General features: G+C 64.9%; 27 protein-coding genes, 1 tRNA gene and 1 pseudogene. 9 read left to right on the top strand and 20 right to left on the bottom strand.

What is annotated here, in order from left to right; genetic code table 11:
• Positions 1-31 precede the first annotated feature (31 nt).
• The 3 genes and pseudogenes from HK353_RS17570 (at position 32) to HK353_RS06835 (ending at position 2,005) form a co-directional block, all read left to right on the top strand.
• Positions 32-247, top strand: a complete 216-nt coding sequence (locus tag HK353_RS17570) for a hypothetical protein (protein WP_173154239.1) — start codon at positions 32-34, stop codon at positions 245-247.
• Positions 244-705: pseudogene (locus HK353_RS17565) on the top strand (relaxase/mobilization nuclease domain-containing protein); the annotation flags it as partial. The gene HK353_RS17570 and the pseudogene HK353_RS17565, both read left to right, overlap by 4 nt.
• A 412-nt stretch (positions 706-1,117) precedes the next feature.
• Complete coding sequence (locus HK353_RS06835; RefSeq protein WP_038989747.1) at positions 1,118-2,005, top strand: ABC-2 transporter permease; 888 nt, start codon at positions 1,118-1,120, stop codon at positions 2,003-2,005.
• Positions 2,006-2,023: 18 nt separating this feature from the next.
• Here HK353_RS06835 and HK353_RS06830 read toward each other — a convergent pair whose 3' ends face one another.
• Together HK353_RS06830 and merA are read right to left on the bottom strand one after the other, a co-directional pair.
• Complete coding sequence (locus HK353_RS06830) at positions 2,024-2,326, bottom strand: hypothetical protein (RefSeq protein WP_081275423.1); 303 nt, start codon at positions 2,324-2,326, stop codon at positions 2,024-2,026.
• Between the two features lie 49 nt (positions 2,327-2,375).
• Entirely contained in the window at positions 2,376-3,800 is a 1,425-nt protein-coding gene (gene merA, locus HK353_RS06825; RefSeq protein ID WP_061225165.1) for a mercury(II) reductase, read from the bottom strand.
• A 106-nt stretch (positions 3,801-3,906) separates the two neighbouring features.
• On the opposite strand from merA, the gene HK353_RS06820 reads away from it, so the two are divergent.
• Positions 3,907-4,296: a heavy metal-responsive transcriptional regulator gene (locus HK353_RS06820; protein ID WP_042529932.1), complete on the top strand. Its 390-nt coding sequence runs from the start codon at positions 3,907-3,909 to the stop codon at positions 4,294-4,296.
• 44 nt (positions 4,297-4,340) lie between these two features.
• Here HK353_RS06820 and HK353_RS06815 read toward each other — a convergent pair whose 3' ends face one another.
• Entirely contained in the window at positions 4,341-4,583 is a 243-nt protein-coding gene (locus HK353_RS06815) for an LLM class flavin-dependent oxidoreductase (RefSeq protein WP_173154233.1), read from the bottom strand.
• 110 nt (positions 4,584-4,693) lie between these two features.
• A tRNA-Asn gene (locus HK353_RS06810) sits at positions 4,694-4,766 on the bottom strand.
• Positions 4,767-5,022: 256 nt separating this feature from the next.
• Here HK353_RS06810 and HK353_RS06805 point away from each other — a divergent pair.
• Both HK353_RS06805 and HK353_RS06800 read left to right on the top strand, forming a co-directional pair.
• Positions 5,023-5,934 (top strand): DMT family transporter, encoded by a 912-nt coding sequence (locus HK353_RS06805; RefSeq protein WP_342589836.1) that lies wholly within the window; start codon positions 5,023-5,025, stop codon positions 5,932-5,934.
• Entirely contained in the window at positions 5,935-7,146 is a 1,212-nt protein-coding gene (locus HK353_RS06800; protein ID WP_342589844.1) for a glycosyltransferase, read from the top strand.
• A gap of 44 nt (positions 7,147-7,190) precedes the next feature.
• On the opposite strand, the gene gluQRS is transcribed toward HK353_RS06800, so the two are convergent.
• The 13 genes from gluQRS to HK353_RS06735 form a co-directional block, all read right to left on the bottom strand.
• Positions 7,191-8,129, bottom strand: a complete 939-nt coding sequence (gene gluQRS / locus HK353_RS06795; protein WP_173154230.1) for a tRNA glutamyl-Q(34) synthetase GluQRS — start codon at positions 8,127-8,129, stop codon at positions 7,191-7,193.
• A complete protein-coding gene (locus tag HK353_RS06790; protein WP_173154227.1) occupies positions 8,126-8,446 on the bottom strand; it encodes a GNAT family N-acetyltransferase in 321 nt (106 codons plus the stop codon). Before HK353_RS06790 ends, gluQRS begins: the two co-directional genes overlap by 4 nt.
• A 94-nt stretch (positions 8,447-8,540) precedes the next feature.
• Entirely contained in the window at positions 8,541-9,383 is an 843-nt protein-coding gene (locus HK353_RS06785; RefSeq protein WP_173154224.1) for an amino acid ABC transporter permease, read from the bottom strand.
• Positions 9,380-10,042, bottom strand: coding sequence for an amino acid ABC transporter permease (locus tag HK353_RS06780; protein ID WP_173154221.1), 663 nt, complete (start codon positions 10,040-10,042; stop codon positions 9,380-9,382). The genes HK353_RS06785 and HK353_RS06780 overlap by 4 nt, the downstream gene beginning before the upstream one ends.
• Positions 10,043-10,112: 70 nt before the next feature.
• Complete coding sequence (locus HK353_RS06775) at positions 10,113-11,012, bottom strand: glutamate ABC transporter substrate-binding protein (protein WP_173154218.1); 900 nt, start codon at positions 11,010-11,012, stop codon at positions 10,113-10,115.
• Between the two features lie 45 nt (positions 11,013-11,057).
• Complete coding sequence (locus tag HK353_RS06770; RefSeq protein ID WP_173154215.1) at positions 11,058-11,807, bottom strand: amino acid ABC transporter ATP-binding protein; 750 nt, start codon at positions 11,805-11,807, stop codon at positions 11,058-11,060.
• Positions 11,808-11,934: 127 nt separating this feature from the next.
• Positions 11,935-13,626 (bottom strand): AMP-binding protein, encoded by a 1,692-nt coding sequence (locus HK353_RS06765; protein WP_173154212.1) that lies wholly within the window; start codon positions 13,624-13,626, stop codon positions 11,935-11,937.
• Between the two features lie 28 nt (positions 13,627-13,654).
• Positions 13,655-15,388, bottom strand: coding sequence for an ABC transporter permease (locus tag HK353_RS06760; RefSeq protein WP_173154210.1), 1,734 nt, complete (start codon positions 15,386-15,388; stop codon positions 13,655-13,657).
• A 2-nt stretch (positions 15,389-15,390) separates the two neighbouring features.
• Positions 15,391-16,143, bottom strand: coding sequence for a molybdate ABC transporter substrate-binding protein (gene modA, locus HK353_RS06755; RefSeq protein WP_173154194.1), 753 nt, complete (start codon positions 16,141-16,143; stop codon positions 15,391-15,393).
• 95 nt (positions 16,144-16,238) lie between these two features.
• Entirely contained in the window at positions 16,239-16,640 is a 402-nt protein-coding gene (locus HK353_RS06750) for a TOBE domain-containing protein (RefSeq protein WP_173154191.1), read from the bottom strand.
• Positions 16,637-17,068, bottom strand: a complete 432-nt coding sequence (locus HK353_RS06745) for a molybdenum cofactor biosynthesis protein MoaE (RefSeq protein WP_173154188.1) — start codon at positions 17,066-17,068, stop codon at positions 16,637-16,639. Before HK353_RS06745 ends, HK353_RS06750 begins: the two co-directional genes overlap by 4 nt.
• Positions 17,065-17,535 (bottom strand): cyclic pyranopterin monophosphate synthase MoaC, encoded by a 471-nt coding sequence (gene moaC / locus HK353_RS06740; RefSeq protein ID WP_173154449.1) that lies wholly within the window; start codon positions 17,533-17,535, stop codon positions 17,065-17,067. The genes HK353_RS06745 and moaC overlap by 4 nt, the downstream gene beginning before the upstream one ends.
• Positions 17,532-18,740 carry a molybdopterin molybdotransferase MoeA gene (locus tag HK353_RS06735; RefSeq protein WP_245395832.1) on the bottom strand — a complete coding sequence of 403 codons (1,209 nt, stop codon included), beginning with the start codon at positions 18,738-18,740 and terminating at the stop codon, positions 17,532-17,534. Before HK353_RS06735 ends, moaC begins: the two co-directional genes overlap by 4 nt.
• A gap of 41 nt (positions 18,741-18,781) precedes the next feature.
• Between HK353_RS06735 and moaA the strand changes: the two genes are divergently transcribed.
• Positions 18,782-19,870 (top strand): GTP 3',8-cyclase MoaA, encoded by a 1,089-nt coding sequence (moaA, locus tag HK353_RS06730; RefSeq protein ID WP_173154185.1) that lies wholly within the window; start codon positions 18,782-18,784, stop codon positions 19,868-19,870.
• Positions 19,871-20,116, top strand: coding sequence for a MoaD/ThiS family protein (locus tag HK353_RS06725; RefSeq protein ID WP_173154182.1), 246 nt, complete (start codon positions 19,871-19,873; stop codon positions 20,114-20,116).
• Positions 20,117-20,148: 32 nt separating this feature from the next.
• Here HK353_RS06725 and HK353_RS06720 read toward each other — a convergent pair whose 3' ends face one another.
• Both HK353_RS06720 and HK353_RS06715 read right to left on the bottom strand, forming a co-directional pair.
• Positions 20,149-21,363, bottom strand: coding sequence for a ThiF family adenylyltransferase (locus tag HK353_RS06720; protein ID WP_173154179.1), 1,215 nt, complete (start codon positions 21,361-21,363; stop codon positions 20,149-20,151).
• 32 nt (positions 21,364-21,395) lie between these two features.
• Entirely contained in the window at positions 21,396-22,613 is a 1,218-nt protein-coding gene (locus HK353_RS06715) for a molybdopterin molybdotransferase MoeA (RefSeq protein ID WP_173154176.1), read from the bottom strand.
• 111 nt (positions 22,614-22,724) lie between these two features.
• Between HK353_RS06715 and HK353_RS06710 the strand changes: the two genes are divergently transcribed.
• The gene (locus HK353_RS06710; RefSeq protein ID WP_425350539.1) at positions 22,725-23,582 is read left to right on the top strand and encodes a CPBP family intramembrane glutamic endopeptidase; all 858 of its coding nucleotides are present in this window, start codon (positions 22,725-22,727) and stop codon (positions 23,580-23,582) included.
• A gap of 338 nt (positions 23,583-23,920) precedes the next feature.
• Here HK353_RS06710 and HK353_RS06705 read toward each other — a convergent pair whose 3' ends face one another.
• Positions 23,921-25,390, bottom strand: coding sequence for a peptide MFS transporter (locus tag HK353_RS06705; protein ID WP_173154173.1), 1,470 nt, complete (start codon positions 25,388-25,390; stop codon positions 23,921-23,923).
• Positions 25,391-25,396: the final 6 nt, after the last annotated feature.

Below are 25,396 nucleotides of genomic sequence, written 5' to 3'. Positions count from 1 at the left end.
CGCCTCTCGGAGCGAGGAGCTGGACGCCGCCGTGGCCGCGCACCTGCTCGGCGTCGAGGCGCGCGCGCAGGTGTCGGCGGACGCGCGCGAGCTGGCCGCGCAGATCCGCCCGCTGGCGATCAACGTCAACGACCTGGACCACCGAGCACGTGCCGGTGAGGCGGTGGCGCTGTCGTCGGAGGTGCCCGAGCTGATCGAGCTGCTGCGCGAGGTCCGCGCCCTGCTCGGTGATCGGACGGCGTCATGAGCACGACGCACTACAGCCCGAGCGCCAGCGCCGCCGACACGGAGCGCTATATCCGGGGCAAGGAGGACGAGCGGGGCGTCGCGATCACGTGCGATGTGCCGGGAGGCCCCGGCGCGTTCTCGGCGCGCGCTCGGGCGCTCACGCAGAACACGACGCGCGAGGTCGAGGCGCTGCACTACCGCCAGTCGTTCAGCGACGAGGAGTTCGACCCGAAGAACCCCGAACACGTGCAGCGGGTGAACGACCTGGGCTACCAGCTCGCCAAGAAGATGCACCCGGATTCCGACTGCCTCGTCGTCAGTCATGTGGATGGGCGGGGAAAGAAGCCGCACAACCATATTTTGGTTCTCAATCACAACAACCGCACGGGAAAGGCGCTCTCGGACTATCGCACGTTCCACGACCGCAAGGCCGGGAATCAGAAGGGCGTGCAGTCGGCGAACGACGAGCTGATGCGCGAGCACGGGCTCTCGGTCGTGAAGCGGCTGGAGCACGCGCCGAAGGACTGGGAGCTGCGCCGCGAAGACTTCGCCGATGGGTCGCTCGACCGCGAGATGGGCGACCGGATGAGTGCGGCGCTGGCCGATCCCCGCGCGGTGGACAAGGCCGGTCTGGTCTCGGTGATCGAGGAGCAGAACCAGCAGCTCGGTGATGACGGGGATCGGGTGCCACGGATGCGGCTGCACAGCCCCGTTAGCAAGAAGGGCAAACGCGCCGGGCAGGAGACCTGGACGCTCTACATCGAGGACCGCCGCGGCGAGTCCGGGCGTGCCGAGCGCCGCAAGCGCACGAGCGCACTCTCGGCGGACTTCACCCCGGAGGGCGCGCAGGCGTTCTTCGACTACCACCAGCAGCAGAAGGAGCAGGAACATGAGCGCAGCACTCGACAGGCTGAAGCAGCAGAACGGGCCCGTGCAGTCGCCGCAACCGCTCGGCAGTCCGGAGACGATGGAGCTGTTGACCTCGATCCTCGCCGCCGTCGAGGCGCAGAATACGAGGATCGCCACGCTGACCGAGCAGCAGAAGAAGCTCGCGGGGTTCGTGAAGGTGGACAGCGAGGAGCAGGAGAAGCAGCTCTCCGCGATCTCGCATCAGCTGACCTCAACGTCGCCGCCGCCGGAGTCGAACGAGAACAGCGAACTGCTCGCCGGAATCGCGTCCACTCTCGCGGGTATGAGCGTGAACCTCAACGGGGAGAGTCTGAAGGGCTCAGCCTCTAAGTCCGAGGCTGCCGCCAAGCATCTCGATGAGAGCCGGGCTAAGTTCGAGCGGGCCGCGAACGGTGCGCAGAAGGCCTGGCGGGAGTCGATCACCCAAGCCAGCGCCGAGGCGACGAGTGCGATCAGCACGGCCCGGGATCAGGCTGTGCAGTCGATCGAGAGGGCCGCTGCCGACGCCGGGGCCGTGGCAACAGCCAAGATTGACGCCGCGAACGAGCGGGCCGAAAAGATCATCGCCACAACGGCGAAGCTGGAGGCCCGTCAGCTTTGGTCTGTCGCCGCGTCGATGTGCCTCGCGCTGCTGCCGGTCGCAGTGATCGTCGCGGGTGTTTGGATGGCCGTCGCCGGGCTTATCACGGGCGCTCAGTGGGCCCTCGACGTGGACGGGAGCGTGTGGCTCGGGATCGGTCGCTGGCTCGTGGTCTCCATGGGCCTCGCCGGGGCCGGCTACGGACTCTTCGCGTCCGTCCGCTGGGTCGCCGGTCTCGTGGAGACCTGGAAGGGCCGCGGGATGCCGAGGTGGCCCCGTTGGCGGTGATGGCTGGATCCGATCGAGCTACCGGTTCCGATCAGCAGTCGAAGGATTTTCGCAGCAGCCAGTCCTGCGGCCTCGGTGCCGCCGCCGTAGCCTGACGAGCATCCCGGCCGTGACGGCCATCGCGACGGCGATCCCGGCACCGATGATCCAGGGATTGCCGAGGAGCCCTCCGACGCCTGCGAGTGCTCCGCCCGCCGCGATGAGCGGCAGGCCGCAGCAGAGCAGCAACGGAAGCGCGCAGCATGCCAGTAGGAGCAGCCCGGTCCCTGCGGCGACGATGGGACCGGCGCGCCGTTCGTCGCGGTCGTGATCGGCGCTCATCGTCTGCACCTCTTCCGGATGAGATCTCCCCGATTGCATGCGTTGCCGTTCATGCGCAGCACGAGAGCAGTGACGGGTCGGTGGTGAAGGACTTCGCGGCGATCCGGATGCCTTCGGTCATGGTCAGGTAGGGGGCCCAGGCGTCGGCGACTTCGGCGATGGTCTTGCCGAGCACGTGGACGCCTGCGGCGGCGAGTTCCCCGGCGTCCTTGGCGACGGCGGTGAGGCCGAGGATCTCGCTCGTATCGGCGTTCACGACGATCTTGATGAACCCGCGGGTGTCGCGGTTGATCACCGCCCGGGGCACATACTCCAGGGGCAGCACGCGGCAGTCGCAGCGGATCCCCGCGGCGACGACCTCCTTCTCGGTCATCCCGACCGCGCCGATCGCCGGTCCGGTGAACGTCACCCGCGGCAGATGGGAGTAGTCGACGGACCGGTCGGCGTCGGCGAACGCGTTCTCGGCAACGAGGGTGCCGTGGTGGGCCGCGACGTAGACGAACTCCGGGTGCCCGGTCACGTCGCCCGCGGCCCAGATCCGCGGGTTCGACGACTGCAGATGGTCGGAGACGACCACCTCGCCGGAGTCCCCGGTCTTCACCCCGACCGCATCGAGGTTCAAGCCGTCGGTGACGGGACGGCGTCCGAGGGCGACGAGCACCTGGTCGGCGCGGAACTCCTGCGAGCCGCCGGACACGTCCGCGGTAACCACGACCTGCCCGGTCGCCGCGTCCCGGGACACCCGGGTCGGCACCGCGCGGCGGACCACCCGGATGCCCTCGTCGGCGAACACCTCCTGCAGTGTCCGGGACACCTCCGGCTCCTCCTTCGACGCGAGCCGGGACCGCACCAGCACGGTGACCTGGGAGCCGAGGCGGGCGAACAGCTGCGCCTGCTCCAGGGCAACGTAGCCGCCGCCGAGCACCAGCATCGACTCGGGGACCTCGGTCAGGTCCATCGCCGTGGTCGAGGTCAGGTACCCGGCCTCGTCCAGGCCGTCGATCGGCGGAGCCCACGGCCGCGCACCGGTGGCGACCAGGTAGTGCTCGGCCTCGATCGTCTCGACCGCTCCGTCTGCGGCGGTGACCTCCAACACCGGCGCGTCCGGGGTGCCCGCGAACCCGGCGTCTCCCCGCCGGACGTGCCACCCGTATGAATCGGCGACGTCGGCGTACTTCTCGCCCCGCATCGTCTCGACCAACGCCTGCTTCCCGGCGATCAGCGCGGGCATGTCCACTGGGCCTGCCGTCGTCGCGATCCCCGGGAACCGGTCGGCGGCGTCGGCGGCGACGTGCCGTGCATCGGCGGCGGCGATGAGGGCCTTCGACGGCACGCAGCCCGTGTTCACGCAGGTGCCGCCGAGCGTGCCACGCTCGATCATCACCACCGACTTCCCGAGCATGGTCGCGCGAATCGCGGCGGCGAACGCTCCGCCGCCCGATCCGATGATGGCGAGATCGTACTTCGTAGGCATCGCTGCTCCCGTCAAGGCTTGGACTTCTGTTCCGTTTCAGCCATACTGGACCTTCCAGTGCAGGGGAAGGTCAAGCGTGGCCCCTGCCGAATGATCGGAGGCCGCAATGCGCATCGGAGAACTCGCCGAACGCGCGGGCACCACCTCGAAGACGCTCCGGTTCTACGAAGAGCAGGGACTGCTGCCCCCGGCCGACCGGACGCCATCCGGGTACCGCGACTACGCGCCCGACGCCGTCGCCCGGATCGACTTCGTTCACCGTGGCCAGGCCGCAGGCCTCACCCTCGCCCAGATCCGCCAAATCCTCGACATCCGCGACAGCGGCCACGCGCCCTGCGAGCACGTGCGAGACCTCCTCGACGCGCGCCTGGCCGAGATCGAGCAGCAGATCGCCCAGCTCACCGCCCTGCACGGCACCATCGCCGACCTCCGGCACGACGCCGCGCACCCGGACCCCGACACATGCAGCCCAGACCAGGTCTGCCGGTACCTGTAGAGGGACGCGGACCGAGAAAACGAGAGCCATAACACGAACATGCGCTACCTCATATCGATGACTCCGGTGCCGACTTCGATCCTGTTGGTCTTCGCGGCGATCGTCGACAGCAGCGGAATGGGAGAGGCCGCCTGGGTCGCGAAATGGTGGACGCGGAAGTAGGCGCCGTTGACGCCGAGCTCGTCGGCACCGACGGAGATCTCCACCGCATCGCGCAGCATCTGCCCGGCGTCGAGGTCGCCGCCGTTGTCGTAGTGACCGAAACTGAGGAATCCGAAAGACTTCATGTCAGATGAACCCGCCGCGCGCAGAGCCTATTCCCCAGCCGCGTAGTCGGCACCGAGCGTGGTGTCGGGCAACGACGAAGGCCCCGTCCTAACGGACGGGGCCTTGGTTGCTCCCCCGGCTGGGCTCGAACCAGCGACCCTTCGATTAACAGTCGAATGCTCTGCCAACTGAGCTACGGAGGAATGCCGCAGTTTCCTGCGGACCTGTGTTCCAGCTTAGCAAATCCCCTGGCCGGCGAACAAAACCGCAACGAGTGCTTTAGCTCACAGCATTGAGGGTGCTTCAGCCACAGCGCTGAGGGTTTCCCAACCAGTCGCCGCAGGGTTGCCTTACAGTCAGGACAAACACAGTCTGCGGCCATCTTCGCCGCCGCCCCGCGCGATAGACTCGAAGCGATCCGCTCCCCACATCCACACCGTCTACACCGGAAGACTCATCGTGACCATAGTTGCAATCGCCCTCGCCGTCATCGCGGCCGTGGCACTGGCCTATGGCGCCTTGTATCAGCACGATGCGGTCGCCGGGCAGGATGACTCCCACAACGGACTCAGCTGGGCCCATTTCACCGACCTGCTGCGCAATCGTCGGTGGCTGCTCGGACTGATCATCCTCGGAGTGGGAACGGCGGGCAATTTCGTAGCCCTGGCGCTGGCTCCGGTGATGGTCGTGCAGCCGATCGGAGCGTTCTCACTCATCGTCTCGGTGCTGCTCGGCGTCCGTCACCGCGGGCTCAAGGTCAACAGGCGACTCGTCCAGTCAGTCGTCTGGTGCACCGCCGGGGTGACGCTCTTCGTCGCGCTCTCGGCGACGACGGCACAATCGGAGGTCCACCTCGGAGCCGATGCGATGCCGCTGTTCTGGATCACTGCCGTCGCGGTGGCGGTCGGCCTGGTGATCGTGGTGGTCTTCCGCCACGCCCCTCAGCTCGTGCTCATCATCGCCGCCGGTCTGCTGTTCGCCTGTGTGGCGACGAACGCTCACCTGGTCAGCGTCCAGTTCCTCCAAGCCGGACTCGATCAGGTCACCTGGATCAACGTCGCCGCCCTGCTGGCGGCAGTGGCACTGGGGTCACTGTTCGTCCAAAATTCCTATGCCGCGGGCCCCCCGGAGATGGTCATCGCCGGTCTGACCGTCATCGACCCGATCGGTGCCGTCATCCTCGGCACCGTCGTCCTCGGCGAGGCGGCTCACTCCCCCGTCTGGCTCATCATCCTCATCTCGCTCACCGGATTGGTGGCCTGCGCAGCCGTCGTTGTATTGTCGCGGTATCATCCCGATGTCAGAGATCGAGAAGCTCAGCGCAGGAACGCCCGGCGTTCCGACACCATGACCGACACCGAGGAGAGCTGAATCCTGTCTGCGCACCGTCCCACCCCGAAACGCCGCATCCTCATCCCGGCGGAGACGTACGCCCCCGAAGTCAACGGTGCCGCGAAATTCGCCGAACGCTTGGCCGAAGGTCTCGCCGCACGTGGCAATGACGTCCACGTCGCATGCCCCTCGGCCACGGGCAAACCCTCGGTGAGTGTCGAGAGCGGGGTCACCGTTCACCGGCTCACCGCTCACAGGTGGCCCCTGCACCCGACGTGGATGATCTGCATGCCGTGGGAGACGAAGCCCGAGCTCTCGCGACTTCTCGACAGCGTCCGTCCCGATGTCGTGCATACTCAGGCGCACTTCGTCATCGGCCGTTATGCGTTCTCCGAATCGATCAGGCGCGGAATCCCTGTCGTGGCCACGAACCACTTCATGCCCGACAATGTCCGCCCCTATCTCAAAGCTCCGAAGGCCGTTCTCGACGGGGGCACCGCCATCGCCTGGTGGGATCTGCGCCGAAAGTTCCAAGCCGCCGATTTCATCACGGTTCCTACGCAGCTGGCCGCTGATCTGCTCACCGAGAACGGGTTCTCCTCGCCCATCAGGGCGGTGTCCTGCGGGATCGACCTGGAACGCTTTGCTCATCTGCGCGAACTCGACTGCGCTGCGTCGCGGGCCGTTCCCCCACGTGTTCTCTTCGTCGGCCGACTCTCCTCGGAGAAGCACGCCGCCGACATCGTCGAGGCCGTGGCGAAGACCGATCCCGCGCTGGGGTTCGAAGCCGATATCGTCGGCGGCGGTGACCAGGAGGAGCCGCTGAAGCAGCTGGCTGCCGAACTCGGCATCGCCGATCGTGTGCATGTGCTCGGGAAGATCAGTGACAAGGCGCTCATGGAGGCCTACCAGCGCTGCACCTTCTTCTGCATGCCCTCGACCGCTGAGCTGCAGTCCATCGCTACGCTGGAGGCGCTGGCGTCGCGCAAACCTGTGGTCCTCGCCGATGCGGTGGCTCTGCCGCACCTCGTCCGCGACGAAGTCAACGGGTACCTGTTCCCGCCGCGCGACACAGATGCGCTGGCTGACCGGTTCACCCGCATCTGCCGGATGCCCGATGATGAACTCGATGCCATGTCGAAGGCGTCGCTCGACGTCGTGGCCAAACACGACATCGAATACACCCTCGACACGTTCGAAGCGATCTACGACGGAGTCATCCGAGACGTCGTCGACTCGTCCGCAGCCTGATGAAGAAGCGGCCTGACGAGGAACCGACCTGAGCGGAATCAACCCTAGGAACCCGCAGGCGGGATGAAGACCGCCGGCGTCGTGGCCATCCGAGCGAAGTCGACGCCGCTGACCATATCGTCGACGGATCTCCACGGGCCACTGTCTCCGTCGAATCCCAGTGACTGCTGCATCCAGGCGAAGAGGTCCTCATTGGTCCATCCGAGGCCGCGCAGCTGCTGATAAGTCACCGCTCCATCACGTTTGGCCAACCGCTGACCGCCCTCGTTGAGCACCAGTGGAACATGCACCCAGCCCGGTTCGGGCAGACCAAGCAGCCGTGCCAGATACGCCTGCCTGGGTGCCGAAGAAGCGAGATCGTCCCCGCGTAGGATCTCGTCGATTCCGGTCGCTGCGTCATCGACGACGACGGTGAGGTTGTAGGCGAAGACACCGTCACCTCGCCGCAGCACGAGATCGTCGACGACCGCCTCCACCCGGCCGAGCAGCGCATCGTCGATGCTGTGGATTCGATTGTCCGCGCGCAGACGCAGCGCCGGCCGCCGATCGTTCGCTTCGAGCCTCAGCCGGGCGGATTCGCGCTCCTCTTCCCCGAGGCGGCGGCAGGTCCCCGGGTATGCTCCGGGTGGTGCGTGCGGTGCGCTGGGGGCCTGAGCGATGTCCTTGCGTGAGCAATAGCATTCGTAGACGAGTCCGTCCGCCTCCAGCTTCGCAATCGCGGCGGCGTATTCGGCAGTGCGTTCGGATTGGACCATAGGAGCTTCGTCTGGGACGACGCCGAGCTCGGTGAAGACCTCAAGCTGTGAGTCGGCGGCACCGGCCCTCACTCGATCGAGGTCTTCGATCCGCCACAGGAACCGGCGGCCCGTCTGCCGGGCACGCACATAGCTGAGCAGTCCGGAGCGGATATTGCCGATGTGGAGGTCTCCGCTCGGGCTCGGAGCGAAACGGCCCGCTCCGGACCCTCGATGTCTCTCCGTCACTGATGGGCCACGAGATCGCCGTACTGCGGGAACCGCGAGAGGTAGTCCTGCACGTACGAACAGGTCGGCACGATGGTCGACCCGTCGGCCCGGATGAGGTCGAGCACCTGGGTGACGAGGGTACGGGCGAAGCCTCGTCGGGAGAAGCCTTCGGAGATGATCGTGTGCTGGAGTTCCAGGGTGTGGTCATCGATGACCTGGTAGGCGAGGAACCCGATGAACTCTCCCGGGGTCTCATCGGTGAACAGCTCGTACCTTTCGCGGTCGATGTTCTTCACCACACGAACCGGTGTGGGGCTGAGTTGAGGCTGTGGCATTGATGCACTCCTTCATGGCCGACTCCTATGTGAACGATACATGGTCGAACAGGGCCCGGTCGCTGTCGACCGGGCCCTGTTCTCAACCGCGGAATCAGTCGACGATCTTCGAGGTCAGGCCGTCGGCCTCGGTGTCGGCGGTGGTCTTGCGCTGGAGTCGGGATTCGAGCCAGCGGGCGAACCCGGCGACGATCATATTGATGATGATGAACAGGGCCGCACCGACGATGAACGTCGGCAGCAGGTTGTTGTACTCGCGGCCGATGAGGTTCACCTGGTAGAGCAGGTCCTGATACGTGACGATGAAACCCAGGGCCGAATCCTTCAGGAGCACGACGATCTGGGCGATGATCGTCGGCATCATCGCTCGCAGCGCCTGCGGCATGAGCACCAGGCTCATCACCTGTCCAGAGCGCAGCCCGATCGCCATCGCCGCTTCACGCTGCCCGGTGGGGACGGCGAGGATGCCTGCCCGGATGATCTCGGCCAGCACCATTCCGTTGTAGAGGGTCAGGCCGAAGACGACCGACCAGAAGGCACCGATCTCATTGCCGAAGAGGAGGAACATCGCGAAGATGAGCAACAGCACGGGCACGCCGCGGAAGAATTCGAGGACGATCGTTCCGGGAACCGAGATGACCTTCTTGCTCGACAAGCGCAAGAGAGCGAATACCACTCCGACGACCAATGCGAGGACGGATGCAACGACCGCGACCTTGAGGGTCGCGAACATGCCTTGGAGCAGGACGGTCTGAATCTGCGCGAAGGTGAAAGGGTACCACTTCTCGGGTTCGAGCTGACCGGCGTCGGCGAACTTCCAGATGACGAACGCCACAAGAGCCAACAGCACGATCAACGACACGATCGAGAGGATGATGTTGTTCCGGCGGGACTTCGGCCCCGGTTCGTCGAACAGCACTTGAGTGGGTGCGCTCATCGCAGAATCACCAGCTTCTTCTCCAGGTAGTCGAAGACACGGCCGAGCAGCAGAGCCAGGATCAGGTAGGCCACTGCGGTGCCGAACAGAATCGGGATGACGAGGTCACCGCGGATCTCGATGGCATTGCGCATCGCGGAGATCAGCTCTCGGTTGTTGAACGCCGAAGCGATCGAGGTGTTCTTGAGCATCGCGATGATCACACTGCCCAGGGGCGGGATGACCGTTCGGAAGGCCTGCGGCAGAACCACTTCGCTCAAGGTCTGCCCGAAGCTCAGGCCCACTGCGCGGGCGGCTTCGGCCTGTCCGACGGGAATCGTCGAGATTCCCGACTTCAGCGTCTCCGCAACAAAGCACGCGGTGTAGGCGATGAGAGCGATCGTGGCGTAGATGAAGGAGTTGAAAGAACTCGTCGAACCGAATCGGATGTCGAGGAACGGCAGTCCGAATGCGCAGAAGAACATCACGAGCGTCAGCGGAGTGTTCCGGACGACGTTGATGTACGTCGATGCGGCGATGCGCAGCACCGGGGTCGGTGAGACTCGCATGGCGGCGAGTACCGTACCGAGGATCATCGATCCGATCAGGGCGACGGTGAAGAGTTTGATTGTTCCCCACGCGCCGGAGAGGAACATCTGGAGAAGCTCCAGGAAATCCATGGCAGATTCCTTAATCGATGCGAGGGCACCGCGGCCGGTGCCCTCGCATCATGTCAATCTGTGGACTGGGTCAGTAGCGGTCGACCTTGGGCATGTCGACACCATCGGTGGATCCGAGCGTGTATTCGAATGCCTTCTTCCAATCGCCGTCGTCCATGCCCTTCTCCAGTGCATCGTTGACCGCGTCCCGCAGGGCCTTGTCGTCCTTAGGCAGTCCGACGCCGTAGGGCTCTTCGGTGAAAGGCTTGCCGACGACTTTGAATTCGCCTTCGTACTGCTTGGCATAGCCGCGCAGGATGGCGTCATCGGTGGTCACCGCGTCGACGGATCCCGACTGCAGGTCGGTGACGCACTTCGAGTAGGCATCGTAGGTGACGAGTTCGGCCTTCTTGTACTTGTCCTTGATGTTCTGCGCCGGAGTCGAACCGTCGACGGAGCAGACCTTCTTGCCGTCAAGGTCCTCGGGGCCGGCGATATCGGAGTCCTCGGCGACGAGCAGATCCTGACCGGCAACGTAGTACGGCCCCGCGAAGTCGACGACCTTCTTGCGCTCGTCGTTGATCGTGTAGGTGGCGACGACCATGTCGACGTTGCCCTGCTGCAGGAACGGCTCACGGTTGGCCGAGACGGTCTCCGTGTACTTGATCTGGTCGGGCTTGAATCCGAGCTGTGCGGCGACCATCTTCGCGATCTCGATATCGAACCCCTCGGGCGTCTTCGATCCGGCTGAGACGTTGCCGAGGCCCGGCTGATCGTACTTCACGCCGATGGTGATCTCGCCTGCGTCCTTCGCCGCCTTCCACGTCTTCGAGTCGGCGATGTCCGCACTCTCGTTGACTGTGTATTCGGGCGCTTCTGCCTTGCCTCCGTCGCCGTCGGCGGGTGCGTCCGGGGTTCCGCCCTGGCCGCAGCCGCTGAGTGCCAGCATTCCGATGGCCACCGAGGCGACCGCCAGTCTGAGCTTCTTCATGGTCTCTCCTTGTGAGTGAGGTAGTGCTGATTGAAAGCGGTGGTGTCAGTTGGTGAGGATCTTCGACAGGAAGTCCTTGGCTCGGGCGCTCTGGGGATTCGTGAAGAACTCCTCGGGTTCGGCGACTTCGACGATCTCCCCGTCGGCCATGAACACCACGCGATGGGCGGCTTTGCGGGCGAAGCCCATCTCGTGTGTGACCACGACCATGGTCATTCCCTCCTCGGCGAGTCCGACCATGACGTCGAGGACTTCGTTGATCATCTCCGGGTCCAACGCCGAGGTGGGCTCGTCGAAGAGCATCACCTTCGGCTTCATCGCCAGGGACCGGGCAATGGCAACTCGCTGCTGCTGACCGCCGGAGAGCTGAGCCGGATACTTGTCGGCCTGGTGAGCGACGCCGACGCGTTCGAGCAGCGCCATCGCCTGCTTGTCCGCCTCGGCCTTCGGGATCTTGCGCACCTTGATCGGTCCCAGAGTGACGTTCTCAAGGATCGTCTTGTGGGCGAAGAGGTTGAAGGCCTGGAACACCATGCCGACGTCGGAGCGCAGCTGAGCCAGGGCAGCGCCTTCGGCAGGCAGGTCCCTGCCATCGATCGTGATGCTGCCGGAGGTGATTGTCTCCAGCCGATTGATCGTCCGGCACAGGGTCGATTTGCCCGAGCCGGAGGGTCCGATGACGACGACGACTTCGCGTTCGGCGATATCGAGGTTGACGTTCTTCAGCGCGTGGAAGTCGCCGTAGTGCTTCTCGACATTGCTCAAGGCAACCAGTGGTGGTGATTCAGCTGTCATATGTTGTGATCCTAGTGAATATAGGCGGGCAGAAGAACGGCACGCCCCGGGCAGACAGAATTGCAACCGACTTGTGACCTCAAGCACTCATCCGGCTGCAGTTTCTGCCGGGATGTGCCCGTCGCCCTCAGGCGTCGGCCGTGTGAGCGAGCTTCTCGCCTTCTCTGCGCAGCTCGATCTTGCGGATTTTGCCCGAGACGGTCATCGGAAACGACTCACGGACTTCGACATAGCGGGGGATCTTGAAATGAGCGAGTCTGCCGGAGCAGAACGCCCGGACCTCGTCGGCAGCGAGCGAGTCGAATCCGTCCTTGAGGATCACCCACGCCATGAGCTCCTCGCCGTACTTCTCATCGGAGACGCCGACGACCTGGACGTCGCGGATCGCGGGATGATGGTAGAGGAATTCTTCGACCTCGCGCGGATAGATGTTCTCGCCTCCGCGGATGACCATGTCCTTGATCCGTCCGGAGATGTCGACGTACCCATCGTCGTCCATGATGGCCAGGTCGCCGGTGTGGATCCAGCGAGCCGCATCGATGGTCTCAGCCGTCTTGTCCGGCTGGTTCCAATAGCCGAGCATGACAGCGTATCCGCGAGTGCAGAATTCGCCCTTCTGGCCGCGCGGAACGGTCTGTCCGGTGACGGGGTCGACGATCTTGATCTCCAGATGGGGCATGACTCGACCGACCGTCTCGGTGCGCTTCTCCAGTGAGTCATCCACTCGCGTCATCATCGACACCGGCGCGGTCTCCGTCATGCCGTAGCAGATGGCGACTTCGGACATGTTCATATCGTCGATGACTCGGCGTATCGTATTGACCGGGCAGGGAGAACCGGCCATGACGCCGGTGCGCAGCGACGAGAAGTCGAATTCCGCGAACTGCGGATGCTCGAGTTCCGCGATGAACATCGTCGGCACACCGTAGAGCGATGTGGCCTTCTCCTCGGTGACCGCCCGCATCGTCGCCACCGGGTCGAAGGCCGGAGCCGGAAGCACGATCGCTGCACCGTGGCTGAGTGCGGCCAGGTTGCCGATGACCATGCCGAAGCAGTGGTAGTACGGCACGGGAACGACCACGGTGTCGGCGGGGGTGTACGAGAGCATCTCGCCGATGAAGAAGCCGTTGTTGAGGATGTTGTGGTGGCTGAGCGTCACGCCTTTGGGGAATCCGGTCGTTCCGGACGTGTATTGGATGTTGATCGGGTCATCGGCCGAGAGGTCGTTGATGAGCTGCTGCAGCCGCACCGCGTATTTCGCCCCTTCGTCGTCGAGCATCTCGCGACCCTGCCCGATGAGGTGGGCGAAGGATTCGCGCTCACCCACCGTGACACCGCCGATGAGGTCCTCGGTGACAGTGTCGAGGAAGACGAGGTCGAGTCCGGGGATCTTGGCCGCCACCTCGGTGGCGATGGCATGGAAGTCCGAGTGCGGAGGTGCGACGATCTGCGAGATCATCAGGCTCATTCCGGACTGTTCGACGACGTACTCGAGTTCGTGGCTGCGGTAGGCGGGGTTGACGTTGACGAGGATCGCCCCGATCTTCGCCGTGGCGTACTGGACGAGTGCCCATTCGCCGACGTTCTGCGCCCAGATGCCGACGCGGTCGCCCTTCTTCACCCCGCGTTCGAGAAGGGCGATGGCCAGTGCGTCGGTGTCGCGATCGAAGTCGGTGTACGTCCACCTCCGTTTCGAATGCCGATCGACCAATGCCAGCGCTTCGGGATTCTCGGCTGCGGTGCGTTTGATGTGCTCGGCGATGGTGATCCCGAGCAGCGGTTCCGTCGAAGTTCCCGACGAGTAAGACAATTCGGACACTGCGGTGTGCTCCCTTGCATGCCAATTTTCACTGTGACTGATTGCACACTATTCCGTCACGGTCCCGCATGCAAAAGCTCAGGAGGAATTCAGCGCCCTCACCTGCGGCTTCGGGGTCGACCTGCCCGATGGGAGCCGAGTGGGCGACGGTTCCGTTCTCGACCACGACTAGGGAATCAGCCAAGGCGGCGACATCGTCGACGTCATGAGTGACGAGCAGTGCACTGCGTCCCTTGAGCAGTCGGGCCACCACATGCCGGGTTTCGACTGCCACATCCACGTCGAGGGCGGCGAGAGGCTCGTCGAGCAGCAGCAGCTTCGGTTCGACGACGAGAGCACGAGCCAGGGCGATGCGGGCGGCCTGCCCGCCGGAGACGGCGTCCGGTCTGCGGTTCGCGCAGTTCCCCACGCCGAGGCGGTCGAGCATCGCCTGCGCGCGTTCATGTGCGGCGCCGCGAGACGCGCCCAAAGCCCGCAGTCCGAAGCTGACGTTCTCGATGACGTTGAGGTGCGGGAACAGCAGCGGGTTCTGCGCGAGATGGACGATGCCGCGATCGTGGACGGGTGGCCACAGACCCGCAGCGATATCGAACACCGTGTGCTCTCCGATGCGGAGTCGTCCGGAGTCGGGCACGAGGGCTCCGGTGAGGACCTGGAACAGGGTGGATTTTCCGGCCCCGTTGCGACCGATGATCGCGGTGGTTCCCGGTCGAGGGGAACTGAGATCCAGTGCGATTCCACGGGCACTGAGTCGGATTTCGGCACTGATGCCCTGCTCGGGGTCCGCGGATTGCGCGTCTGTGTTCTCCGCTCCCCCACGTTCGGATACGTCGGTCGAGGAGCGCCGGGCCGCCTCGGCGGGGGCGGCAGCCGGGACCGTGTCGACGGGAGTGGGTGCCGGGGAACTGCGCGGGGACTTCAGGCGCGGAGCGTGCGGGGACCGGTAGGCGAGGATGATGATGAGCACAGCGATGGCGATGAGCAGGAGCGAGAGGCCGATGGCTGCCTGCGGGTCGGATTCGCGCACGAGGTAGATCTGCAGCGGCATCGTCCTGGTGACGCCGGACAGCGACCCGGCGAAGGTCAGCGTCGCCCCGAACTCGCCGAGCGAGCGAGCGAAGCACAGCACGGCACCCGTGATGATCCCGTGTCGGAGCAGCGGCAGGGTGACGGTGAAGAAGACGCGGTTGGGTTTCGCGCCGAGTTCGGCGGCGGTGAGCTCATAGCGGCGGCCGAGCCCAGCGGTGGCGGTCTCGACGGACATGACCATGAACGGCAGGGACACGAAGACCTGAGCCATGATCACCGCCGAGGTGGTGTAGGCGAGGCTGAGTCCCGCCGATTCGAGTCCTCCGCCGAGGACGGCCGACCGCCCCCAGGTGTAGAGCAGAGCGAGACCACTGACCACCGGTGGCAGCACGAGGGGCAGCAGGATGAGGGTGCGGACGATGCGTTGGCCGGGGAACGTTCGGGTGGCGAGCAGGTACCCGAGGGGAAAGCCGATGAGGACGCTGATGAGGGCCGAGGTCACCGAGGTCAGCAGGGACAGCTTCATCGCCAGTCGGGATTCCTCGACCGTGATCACGGCAAGCAGACCCTGCGGGTCGACCCGGGTGAGCATGCCGATGATCGGCAGGAGCAGGAAGACGATCCCGATGACGGCCGGCAGCCACAGCCAGCCGGGGATGAGCGGATCCGATCTGAGCCGCCTCGATCGGCGGGGCGGGAACGCCGCCGAACGGGTCGAAGATTGCGCGGGCATTGTCAGCCTGCGGCGAAACCGGCGTCGCGCAGCAGCTTCTGCGCCGTGTCGGAGCCGAGGAACTTCACGAAAGCATCGGCTTGGTCCTGGTTCTCGCTGGCATTGACGGTGGCGGCCGGGTACTTGTTGATGACCTTGTCTGCGCCGTCGAGATCGACCTGTTCGACCTTGCCGTCGCCACGGGCGATGTCGGTGACGTAGACGATTCCGGCATCGGCCTGTCCGGCGCCGACCTTGCCGAGGACATCGGTGACCGAGTTCTCTTCGCTGACCGGATCGAGTTCGACGTCATTGGTCTCGGCCCACTTCTCCGTCGCGGCGCCGCATGGTACCTGAGGTGCGCAGACGACGAGGTCGTTGCCGGAGAAGTCCTGGGAGCTCTTGATCGCCTTCGGATTGCCGTCGGCCACAGCCAGGGTGAGCGTGTTCGAAGCGAACATCTCAGGCTCGCCTGCGAGCAGGTCATCCTTCTCCAGCGTGTCCATCGTCTTCTCATCAGCGGTGGCGATGACGTCGGCGGGGGCGCCTTCGGAGATCTGGGAGACCAGGTCGGACGATCCGGCGAAGGAGAACTTCACATCGGGTGCGTTCGGATCGGCGGCCTTGAACTCATCGGCGATGTCGTCGAATACTTCGGTGAGCGAAGCGGCGGCAAAGACGGTGATCTCTTCCGGTTGTTCCGAGTCGGGTCCCGAGGAACAGGCGGTCAGGGTCAGGGCTGCGACGGTGCAGAGCCCCACCAGGGTTTTCTTCATACACCCATTGAACCCGCAGATGCGGTTCCATGTCTACTTCAGTTCCGATTATGAGACTCGGAGAGTTCGTGCAGCGGGGAAGAGTCGGCTGACCCTCATGAACCCGGAACGGTGTCGATCGACACCATCGTCGCCTTCACCGAGGCGGTCGCGAGACTTCCCGGTTCGAGCTCGAGTTCGCGACAGGCTTCGGCCGACATCAGCGAAACCACGCGGAAAGGACCGCACTGCATGCTCACCTGGGCCATCACTCCGTCGATGCTGACGTCTGTGACGAGTCCGGCGAAGCGGTTGCGCGAGGAGCTCACGACTCCGCTGGGGTCGGGCAGAGCACCGGACGACGATTGGGCAAGAGCGGCGAGCTCACTGCCTTCGACGACCGCCCGGTTCGACGCGTCTTTGAGTTGGGACAGACGACCATCGGCGACCCACCGTCGCACCGTGTCATCGCTGACTCCGAGGAAGCGTGCCGCATCGCTGATACGCAGTCGGGTCATTCGAGGGCTCCTACCCATTCGTCAGTGCCATCGCTGAAGTGCTGGTGCTTCCAGATCGCGACCCGGGCCTTGACCTCGTCGATGAGCTCGGAGCAGGCGCGGAAGGAATCCTGCCGGTGAGCGGAGGCGACGACCGCGGCCAGGGCCACGTCGCCGATCTCGAGGTCACCGACGCGGTGGACGACGGAGAGCCTGACCGCGGGATGACGGGCAGCGACGTCTGCCGCCACCTCGGCGATCTGAGTTGAGGCCAGGGGGTGGGATTCATAGTGCAGTCGACTCACTCCACGGCCTTCGTCGTGGTCGCGGATGACACCGGAGAAGCTGACGGCGGCACCACAGGCGTCGGTGAGGACCCCGGGTTCGAGCTCCTGGGTCGAAATCGGGGTCTCGACGACTCCTGTGGTCACGACGGTTCCGGTGCTCATGACTCTCGTGCCCAATCGCCGCTCTTTCCGCCGTTCTTCTCGATGACCTTGATGTCGCCGATCACGGCTCGACTGTCGACGGCTTTGATCATGTCGAAGATCGTCAGCGCCGCCGTGGTCACAGCGTTCAGCGCTTCCATTTCGACGCCGGTCTTCGACACGGTCTTGACCGCGGCGGTGATGGCAACCGCATCCTCGCGGAGCTCGAACTCCACATCGATTCCCGTCAGCGGCAGCGGATGGCACAGCGGGATGAGGTCGCTGGTGCGCTTGGCGCCCATCACGGCCGCGATGCGGGCCACGGGCAGGGCATCGCCCTTGGGCAGTCCCGCCTCGGCGATGAGGTCGATGACCTCGGACCGAGTGGTGATGAGGCCGGACGCGACGGCCCGGCGCTTCGTGACGTCCTTGTCGCCGACATCGACCATCTGGGCTGTCCCCGATGCGTCGACGTGGCTGAGTTTCATGCGATCTTCCACGTCATCAGCCTATCTCCCACAGCTGAGAACGGATCGCCTGCGCCTGCGTCCTCGGGCGATACGAAGACGAGGTGGCTGGCGTCGGCGTAGCTGTGGAGCAGGTGGGATCGGGAGTCGCCGACGAATTCGAGGCCAGCCTCAGTCAGTCTGGCGCGGCGGACCTGCAGCTTTCCGGCTGGAGGGGCTTCGTCGAATCCGTGAGCCAGTCGGTGGTGGGCGACTTCTCTGGGTGCCTCATGATCGGTCAGACCGAGCAGGGCGGGGCGGATGAAGAGCTCGAAGCTGATGAGTGTGCTCACCGGGTTGCCGGGCAGCGCGACCCACGCGTGGTCGGCCAGGCGTCCGCATCCCTGCGGTCCCCCCGGTTGCATGGCGATCGGTTCGAAGGTCATCGAAGAGTCCGCATCGAGATCGGCAGCGAGTTTGACGACTTCGTGCGCTCCCTTCGAGATGCCGCCGGTCGAGATCACCAGCTGAGCGTCGCTGTCGCCGACTCGATCGAGCAGCTGCTGCGGGTCGTCGGGGACGAACGCGACCTCGGTGTCGACGCCGAGGCGGCGGAGCCCGGAGCTGAGCGTCACGGAGTTCGCGTCGTTGATCCCGGCGGCCGCCTCGGCGGCGATCTCATCACCCGTGCTCACGACGAGGACACGCGGCAGGCCGAGAACGGGCAGTTCGTTCACTCCACACGCGGCGGCCACGCCGAGGTGGGCGGGCGTCAGCATGGTGCCCGCTTTCAGCACGGTCTGACCGGCCCGCACGTCGGAGCCGCAGGAGCGGACGAATGTTCCCGGGCGTGCTTCAATACGAGCGTCGAGCGTAATGGATTCGGCACCGAAGCGTCCCGGTGACGTGTCTTCGATCTTGACGACCATATCGGTGCCCGCCGGCAACGGTGCCCCGGTCATGATCTCCACCGCGGTGCCTGGCTGGACTGTCTCACCACGGGCCCCCGCTGCGACGCGACCGCGCACGGGAATCGGGCGTTGCCCCATCTCTTCCACGGTGGCGGCGGCCAGGGCGTAGCCGTCCATGCTCGAATTGTCGAAGCCGGGCACATCGATCGGCGATTCCACGTCGGCGGCCAGCCGCCTCGGCGCTTCCAGCAGCGAACTCAGCGGCAGCCTCACCGGACCGGTCAGTGGCGCTATGATCTCGGATATCCGCTCACGATGCATCTTCGCAGTAGTCATGGGACGATGATATCGACACGCTTTTCAAGGAGGATGACGCAATGGAGAAGATCGGCCTGCCCATGCCGGTGCTGAGAACTCCGACGGTCGACCCGGGCGAGGAGTTCACCGCTCACAATGAGAACTCGTTGCTCGACACCTTCGATCGCCGGGCCCGCGACCTCCGTATCTCCCTCACGGACTTCTGCAATCTGCGCTGCACCTACTGCATGCCGGAAGAGGGCGTCGAGTTCATGTCCCGCGACTCCGCAATGTCCGGCGACGAGATCGTCCGCTTCGTCCGCATCGCCGTGGAGAAGTTCGGCGTCGACCAGGTCCGATTCACCGGCGGCGAACCCCTGACCCGCAAGGACATCAACGAGATCATCGCCGGTGTCGCGGCACTGGAACCGCGACCGAACATCGCCCTGACGACGAACGCGATCGGTCTGGACAAACGCGCCGCGGGGCTGAAAGAGGCGGGACTGGATCGCATCAACGTCTCTCTCGACACGATCGATGCGGAGACCTTCGCGACCATGACCCGGCGCCCGTTCCTCAAACGTGTGCTCGAGGGCATCGACGGGGCGAAAGCCGCCGGCCTCAGCCCTGTGAAGATCAACGCCGTGCTGCTGCCGGGAGTCAACGATGCACAGGCTCCTGATCTGCTGCAGTGGTGTCTCGAACAGGATCTCAGCCTGCGGTTCATCGAACAGATGCCCCTGGACGCCGGACATTCCTGGGAGCGGACGTCGATGATCACCGCCGCCGACATCTTCGCCCTCCTCGAACCCCGATTCGTGCTCACCCCGGATTCGGCCCCGCGGAACGGGGCCCCGGCCGAGAAGTTCCTCGTCGCCGATCGACGCCGTCCCGATTCGATCCTCGGCACTGTCGGCGTCATCGCTTCGGTCACGCGCCCCTTCTGCGCAGACTGCACTCGCACCCGGCTGACCGCGGAGGGACGTGTGCGCACCTGCCTGTTCTCCCGCACCGAGGTCGATCTGCTCACGGCGATGCGCGATGGCGCCTCCGACGAATCGATTGCGAACCTGTGGAAGGGTGCGCACTGGAAGAAGCTCGCCGGTCATGGGATGGACACGGAATCATTCGAGCAGCCACAACGACCCATGAGCGCCATCGGAGGATAAGTGCCCACCATCACCGTTCGGTTCTTCGCCGCAGCCCGGGAGGCCTTCGGCGCCCGAGAATCACAGGTCCGTGCCGGGTCCGTCGATGAGCTCGTCACGACCCTCGCCGAGGCGGCCGACCCCCAAGCCGCGACCGTGCTGTCGCGCTCGAGCTTCCTCGTCAATTCGGTGGCAGCCACCGATCGGTCCGTGAAACTGTCCGACGGTGACACCGTCGATGTCCTCCCGCCGTTCGCCGGCGGGTAGGACCTTGAGCGGCGAGGTCGGTTGAAGCCTCGTCAGCTCTGCTGTGGAGGCGCCTGTGACAGATAGGCGAGATATCCGCCGTTGACCGAGGTCACCGCGGTGCCGTGCGAGCGCAGCTGCGCGGCGGTCTTCGCCGAGCGCACTCCCGACCGGCAATAGAGGGCGATACCGTGCGACTGTGCTGGGGCGGCATCAGAGAAGGCGGAGACGTCAGTTGTGTTCGTCGCCTCGAGGTTCGGCAGCCGGCTCGGGTCGGCGAGCAGTTCGTCCATCGGAATGTGAACGGCACCCGGGACCATCCCCGAGGCGACCTCATCGTCATCGCGGATGTCGACGAGGATGGAGTCGGCTTCGGCCTCCGCCCAGGTGACGGTGGCCGGTCCCAGAAGGTTCTCCCTTGAGGTCGAGCCTTTTGCACTCTCTGCCGTGTCGTAGTCGGTGCTCAAAGAGTCGAACGTGTGCTGGGCGTAGTCGCCGCGATGCTGCTCGAGGTCGGTGACCGGAGGCCTGCCGGGAATCGGCCGGACCGGGACAGTCTCCCAGCCCGCGTCGAGGCTGCTGTGGACGGCCACGCTGTTGTAGAGCGGTGTGCCGATTCCGGTGAGTACCTTGATGGCCTCCATCGCCATGGCCGATCCGATGCTTCCGCACAGGGGCCCGAGGACTCCGGCGACCGAGCAGTCGGGCACACTGCCCGGAGCGGGAACCTCGGGATAGAGATCGCGCAGGGTGGCGCCGCGTTCGGCGTCGAAGACGGCGACCTGGCCGTCGAAGCCGAGGATCGTGCCCCAGACGAGAGGGATTCCGAGGATCTCACAGGCATCATTGGCGAGGTAGCGGGTGGCGAAGTTGTCGCTGCCGTCGACGACGATGTCGACGCCTTCGAAGAGTTCGAGAGCGTTGACCGGAGTGAGCAGCTGCGGAATCGTGCGGACCTCGATCGACGAATTGATCCCGGTCATCCGCTGCTGAGCGGAATCGATCTTACGAGTGCCGATGGCCGCCTCGGCGTGGATGACCTGCCGATGCAGATTGCTCAGTTCGACGACATCGGGGTCGACCACGGTGATCGTGCCGATGCCCGCGGCCGCAAGATAGCTGAGAATCGGAGCGCCGAGTCCCCCGGCACCGATGACGAGCACGTGTGAGTCGAGCAGCGCCGCCTGCGCTCTTTCGCCGAATCCGGACAGTCGGATCTGCCGAACGTATCGGGTCCGGTCGGCAGTGCCGAGCGATGAAGTGGACATGGCCCCATCATAATCCGACAGGGCGGACGGCATCAGCACTCGAGGTAGTCGACCGCCGTGGCTGCGCACAGGTCTGCTGAACCATGCGGGGTATCGGTGCCGGCAGGGATTCTGATGATCACATCGGCCGTGGCGAAGTTCGGAAGCCTGGCCTGGTCGGCGGGAAGGATCTCACCCGATTCGGTGAAGGTGCCGGGACGGAAGGTGACGGCGTTTCCGTGTGGTCGCAGGTCGGTGCCTGCGAGAATTCCCTTCCGCCATCTCTGTCGCAGACTCTTCCCGGCCAGCAGCGAACCGACGAAGAGGTGGAAGGCGACGAATGCTCCCTGTGGAGTGCCGGGCAGATGGATGAGCGGCAGTGTGCCGAAGCGCCCGAATCCCTGAGGAGATCCGGGTCGCATAGCCAGTCGGCGGAATGTCGAATAATCGGGTTCCAGGACCTGACGGACGACTTCGAAGGCACCGGCGCTGATACCTCCGGTCGTCACCACGAGGTCGGCCTCGGTGCTCATCGTCGTGAGCACACCGCGCAGCTCGTCGCCGTCGTCGCTGCACGTGGCTTCGATGGGTTCGGCTCCGAAACCGCGGACTGCGGCGGCGAGCATCGGCAGGTTCGAGTTGAAGATCGCGGCGGCGGCCGCCTCGGTGCGGCTCTCGCCTGTCTGATCGGTGCCCTGGATTTCGTCTCCGGTGACGACCAGACCGATGCGGGGTCTGCGGACAACGTCGATCTCGGTGATGCCGAGCATCGCCAGCACGCCGACCCCGGCCGAGGTGATCCGCTCCCCGGCGGTCAGGATGATGTCCCCTCGGTTCATGTCCTCGCCGATCGCGCGGATGTTCCACTCAGGAGGCACTGACTCGGGAAGGGAGTCGATTCGGACGGCTTCGGGAGCCGGCCCGGTCTGCTGAGCGTCGGTGAGCTCGACGGGGACGACCGCCTCGGCGCCGGAGGGAACGGGAGCACCTGTCATCACGCGCACAGCGCATCCCGTCTGGAGCGCGACGGCGGAATGTCCGGCGGGAGTGTCACCGACGATTCGAATGGCATTCCCGTCGCGGGCGGAGCTCAAGGCCTCGCCGTCGAGGGCGAAACCATCCATCGCCGAAGCGGCGAAGTCGGGCACCGATCGCGGAGCTCTGATGTCCATTGCCGTGGTGCGACCGACGGCGCCGCGTACCGACGTCGTCTCGGTGTGGCGATTCGGTGCCAGTTCGGCGATGAGCTCGGAGTAGTCCTCTGGGTCCAATGATGTCCTTCCCTCGCTCCGATCCTACTGGTGATTCGGCCCAGCCGGACGCGAAGATCCGGTGCGGCACTTGCCGAAGATCCGGTGCGGCTCGGGCCGGGTTCGTCTACAGTGTGGAGCGTGGACACTGACCGAGCAGTAACCATCGAATCCTCGCAGTTGAAACCGCTCAGCTGGGAGGCCGTTGCGGCTGCTTTGCTGGCGGTCTCGGCAGTTGTGCTCTTCGGTGTGGGATCGACGTTTCCGCAGGTCCGTGCCTTCGGGTACGTCCCGATGCTCGTGGCGCTGATCATCGTGTGGAGTGTCAATCGGAGTTTCGCCAGAGACCTCAGCATCATCGCCGCGTGTCTCGCTCTCATCTCGGCGATATCGGTCGAGGCCGATATCTCGTGGTCGAACATCGCACGCATGGGCGTTGTGCTCTCCGCCGTCGTCATCGGACCTTGGCTCGTGACTCGTTACGTGTTCGAAGACAAGACGATCCAGTTTCCGCTGCGTCGCGGCCGGCCGTGGTCGCGGCTGGAGTGGGCTTGGCTGGTCTTCGTCGTTGTGGTCGCGTGGGCAGTGCTGCCGCAATACTTCATGCGCACCGGGGTCTACCTCAACTGGCCTCCGCTGACGAACTGGTCAGAGATCATCCGTCTGTTCTTCGGGGTCAACGCCGTAGGCATCTGGGACGAACTGTTCTTCATCTGCACGGTCTTCGCGCTCCTGCGCAAACACTTCTCGTTCTGGACTGCGAACGCATTCACCACGATCATCTTCGTCTCGTTCCTCTGGGAACTCGGCTACCGGTCGATCGGTCCGCTGCTGACGATCCCCTTCGCGCTCGTGCAGGCCTTCATCTTCACCCGCACGAAGTCGCTGCCTTATACGGTCACGGTGCATCTGCTCTTCGACGCGCTCGTGTTCCTCACGATCGTCCACGCCCACCACCCTGACGCGCTGCCCATCTTCATCGGCGTCTGATCTTCATCGGCGTCTGCCTCGGGGGTCGGGTCACACGCGCTCGCCGCCGTTGTGCGGCGCTGTGCTTGCGATTCGCCCAGCCAGCGTCACGCCCTCCCGTCGGCAGCACGCCCTCCCGTCGGCAGCACGCCCTCCCGTCGGCCGCACGGCCTCCCACTAGCATCAATGCACACCGTTGCTCCGGCACCCCTCACCCGTCCGACCACACCCTCGGGCTGCAATACGCTGAATCGACACTGCGGGCGAGGAAAGTCCGCCCGGAGACGCCGAAGGCCCCCGTGAGTCGGCGGCTCCCAGGGGCCTTTCGAGCTGCGCTGGCTATGCGCGAAGCTACTGAATCAGCGGATTCCGCGCAGCAGCCCCAGCATCGGCTTCGTCAGCGTCAGAGCGAGCAGGCCGAGCACGACCGACGATCCGCCGACCGACAGCCAGTACGGTGTCTGGTTGGCGGTGTCGAAGTACCCGCCGAGCACACCGGACAGTGCCGTGCCGACACCCGAGGCGAGGAAGAACACGGCGATCATCTGCGACTGGAAGACCTTCGGAGCGACCTTGGTGGAGAACGACAGGCCCACCGGCGAGATGAGCAGCTCACCGAAGACGAACACTGCCAGGGTGAGAGCCACCCACAGCAGCGGAGTCTCATTGGGGCCGGCCTCAGCAAAGGGCAGGAACATGAGGAAGCCGATGCCGATGAGCACGAGAGACAGTCCGGCCTTGACCGGTGTCGAGATCTGCTTGGGTCCGAGCCTCATCCACATCGTCGCGAACAGCGGGGCGAAGACGATGACGAAGAACGCAGGGATCAGCTGGATCCAGTTGATCGGCATCTCCCATCCGAAGATCGACCGGTTGAGCTGGGTATCCGAGTACCCGGTCAGCACTCCGAAGATCTGCTGGTACATCGACCAGAAGATGACGACGGTGATGAAGAAAGGGATATAGGCGAGGACGCGGGAGCGCTCGTCGCCATTCGTCTGCGACGAGGTGTACATGACGATGAAGTAGCAGGCGGCCGCACCGGCAGAGATTCCGGCGATCCACCAATCGAGGTTCTCGGGGTTGGCGATCTTCGTCATCCACAGAATGACGGCGAGCAGAATGACGACCACGACGGCCACGATGAAGAGGTAGAGCTTGTTCTTCGGCAGCGGGTTGACCGCGACGCGCGACTCCGGCGGCAGATTCTTGCGGCCGGTGAGGTAGATGACGAGACCGAGTGCCATGCCCACCGCGGCGGCCCCGAATCCGAAGTGGAAGCCGATGTTCGACTGCAGCAGACCGGTGATGAGCGGTCCGAACAAGGCTCCGATGTTCACGCCCATGTAGAAGATGGTGAAGCCGGCGTCACGACGCGGGTCCTTCTCTTCGTAGAGTTCACCGACCAGTGCCGAGGCGTTCGCCTTGAGACCGCCGGATCCGAGGGCGACGAGGATGAGGCCGACCGCCACTCCCCCGAAGCCGGGGATGAAAGCCAGGCAGATGTGACCGACCATGATGATGACGGCTGAGTAGAAGAGGACCTTCTCCGCTCCCGCCAGCCGGTCGGCGACCCAGGCGCCGAGGATCGTGGCGAGGAAGACCGCGCCGCCATACGCACCGACGATCCCAAATGCCGTACCCTGCTCCATCCCCATGCCGCCGTCAGTGACGCTGAAGTAGAGGTAGAGGGCAAGGATGCCATTCATCCCGTAGTAGGAGAATCGCTCCCACAGTTCCAGGCTGAACAGCTGCATGAGCGGCAGAGGGTGTCCGAAGAAGCGGGTATCGCTGCGGACGGCCTCGGTCGTCGAGGTGCTTGAAGACATTGTGTG

Source organism: Brevibacterium permense, from assembly GCF_013280495.1.
Lineage (GTDB): Bacteria > Actinomycetota > Actinomycetes > Actinomycetales > Brevibacteriaceae > Brevibacterium > Brevibacterium permense.
The sequence above is the reverse complement of the archived record's forward strand: the minus strand, read 5'-3'. Positions and strand labels throughout refer to the sequence as shown.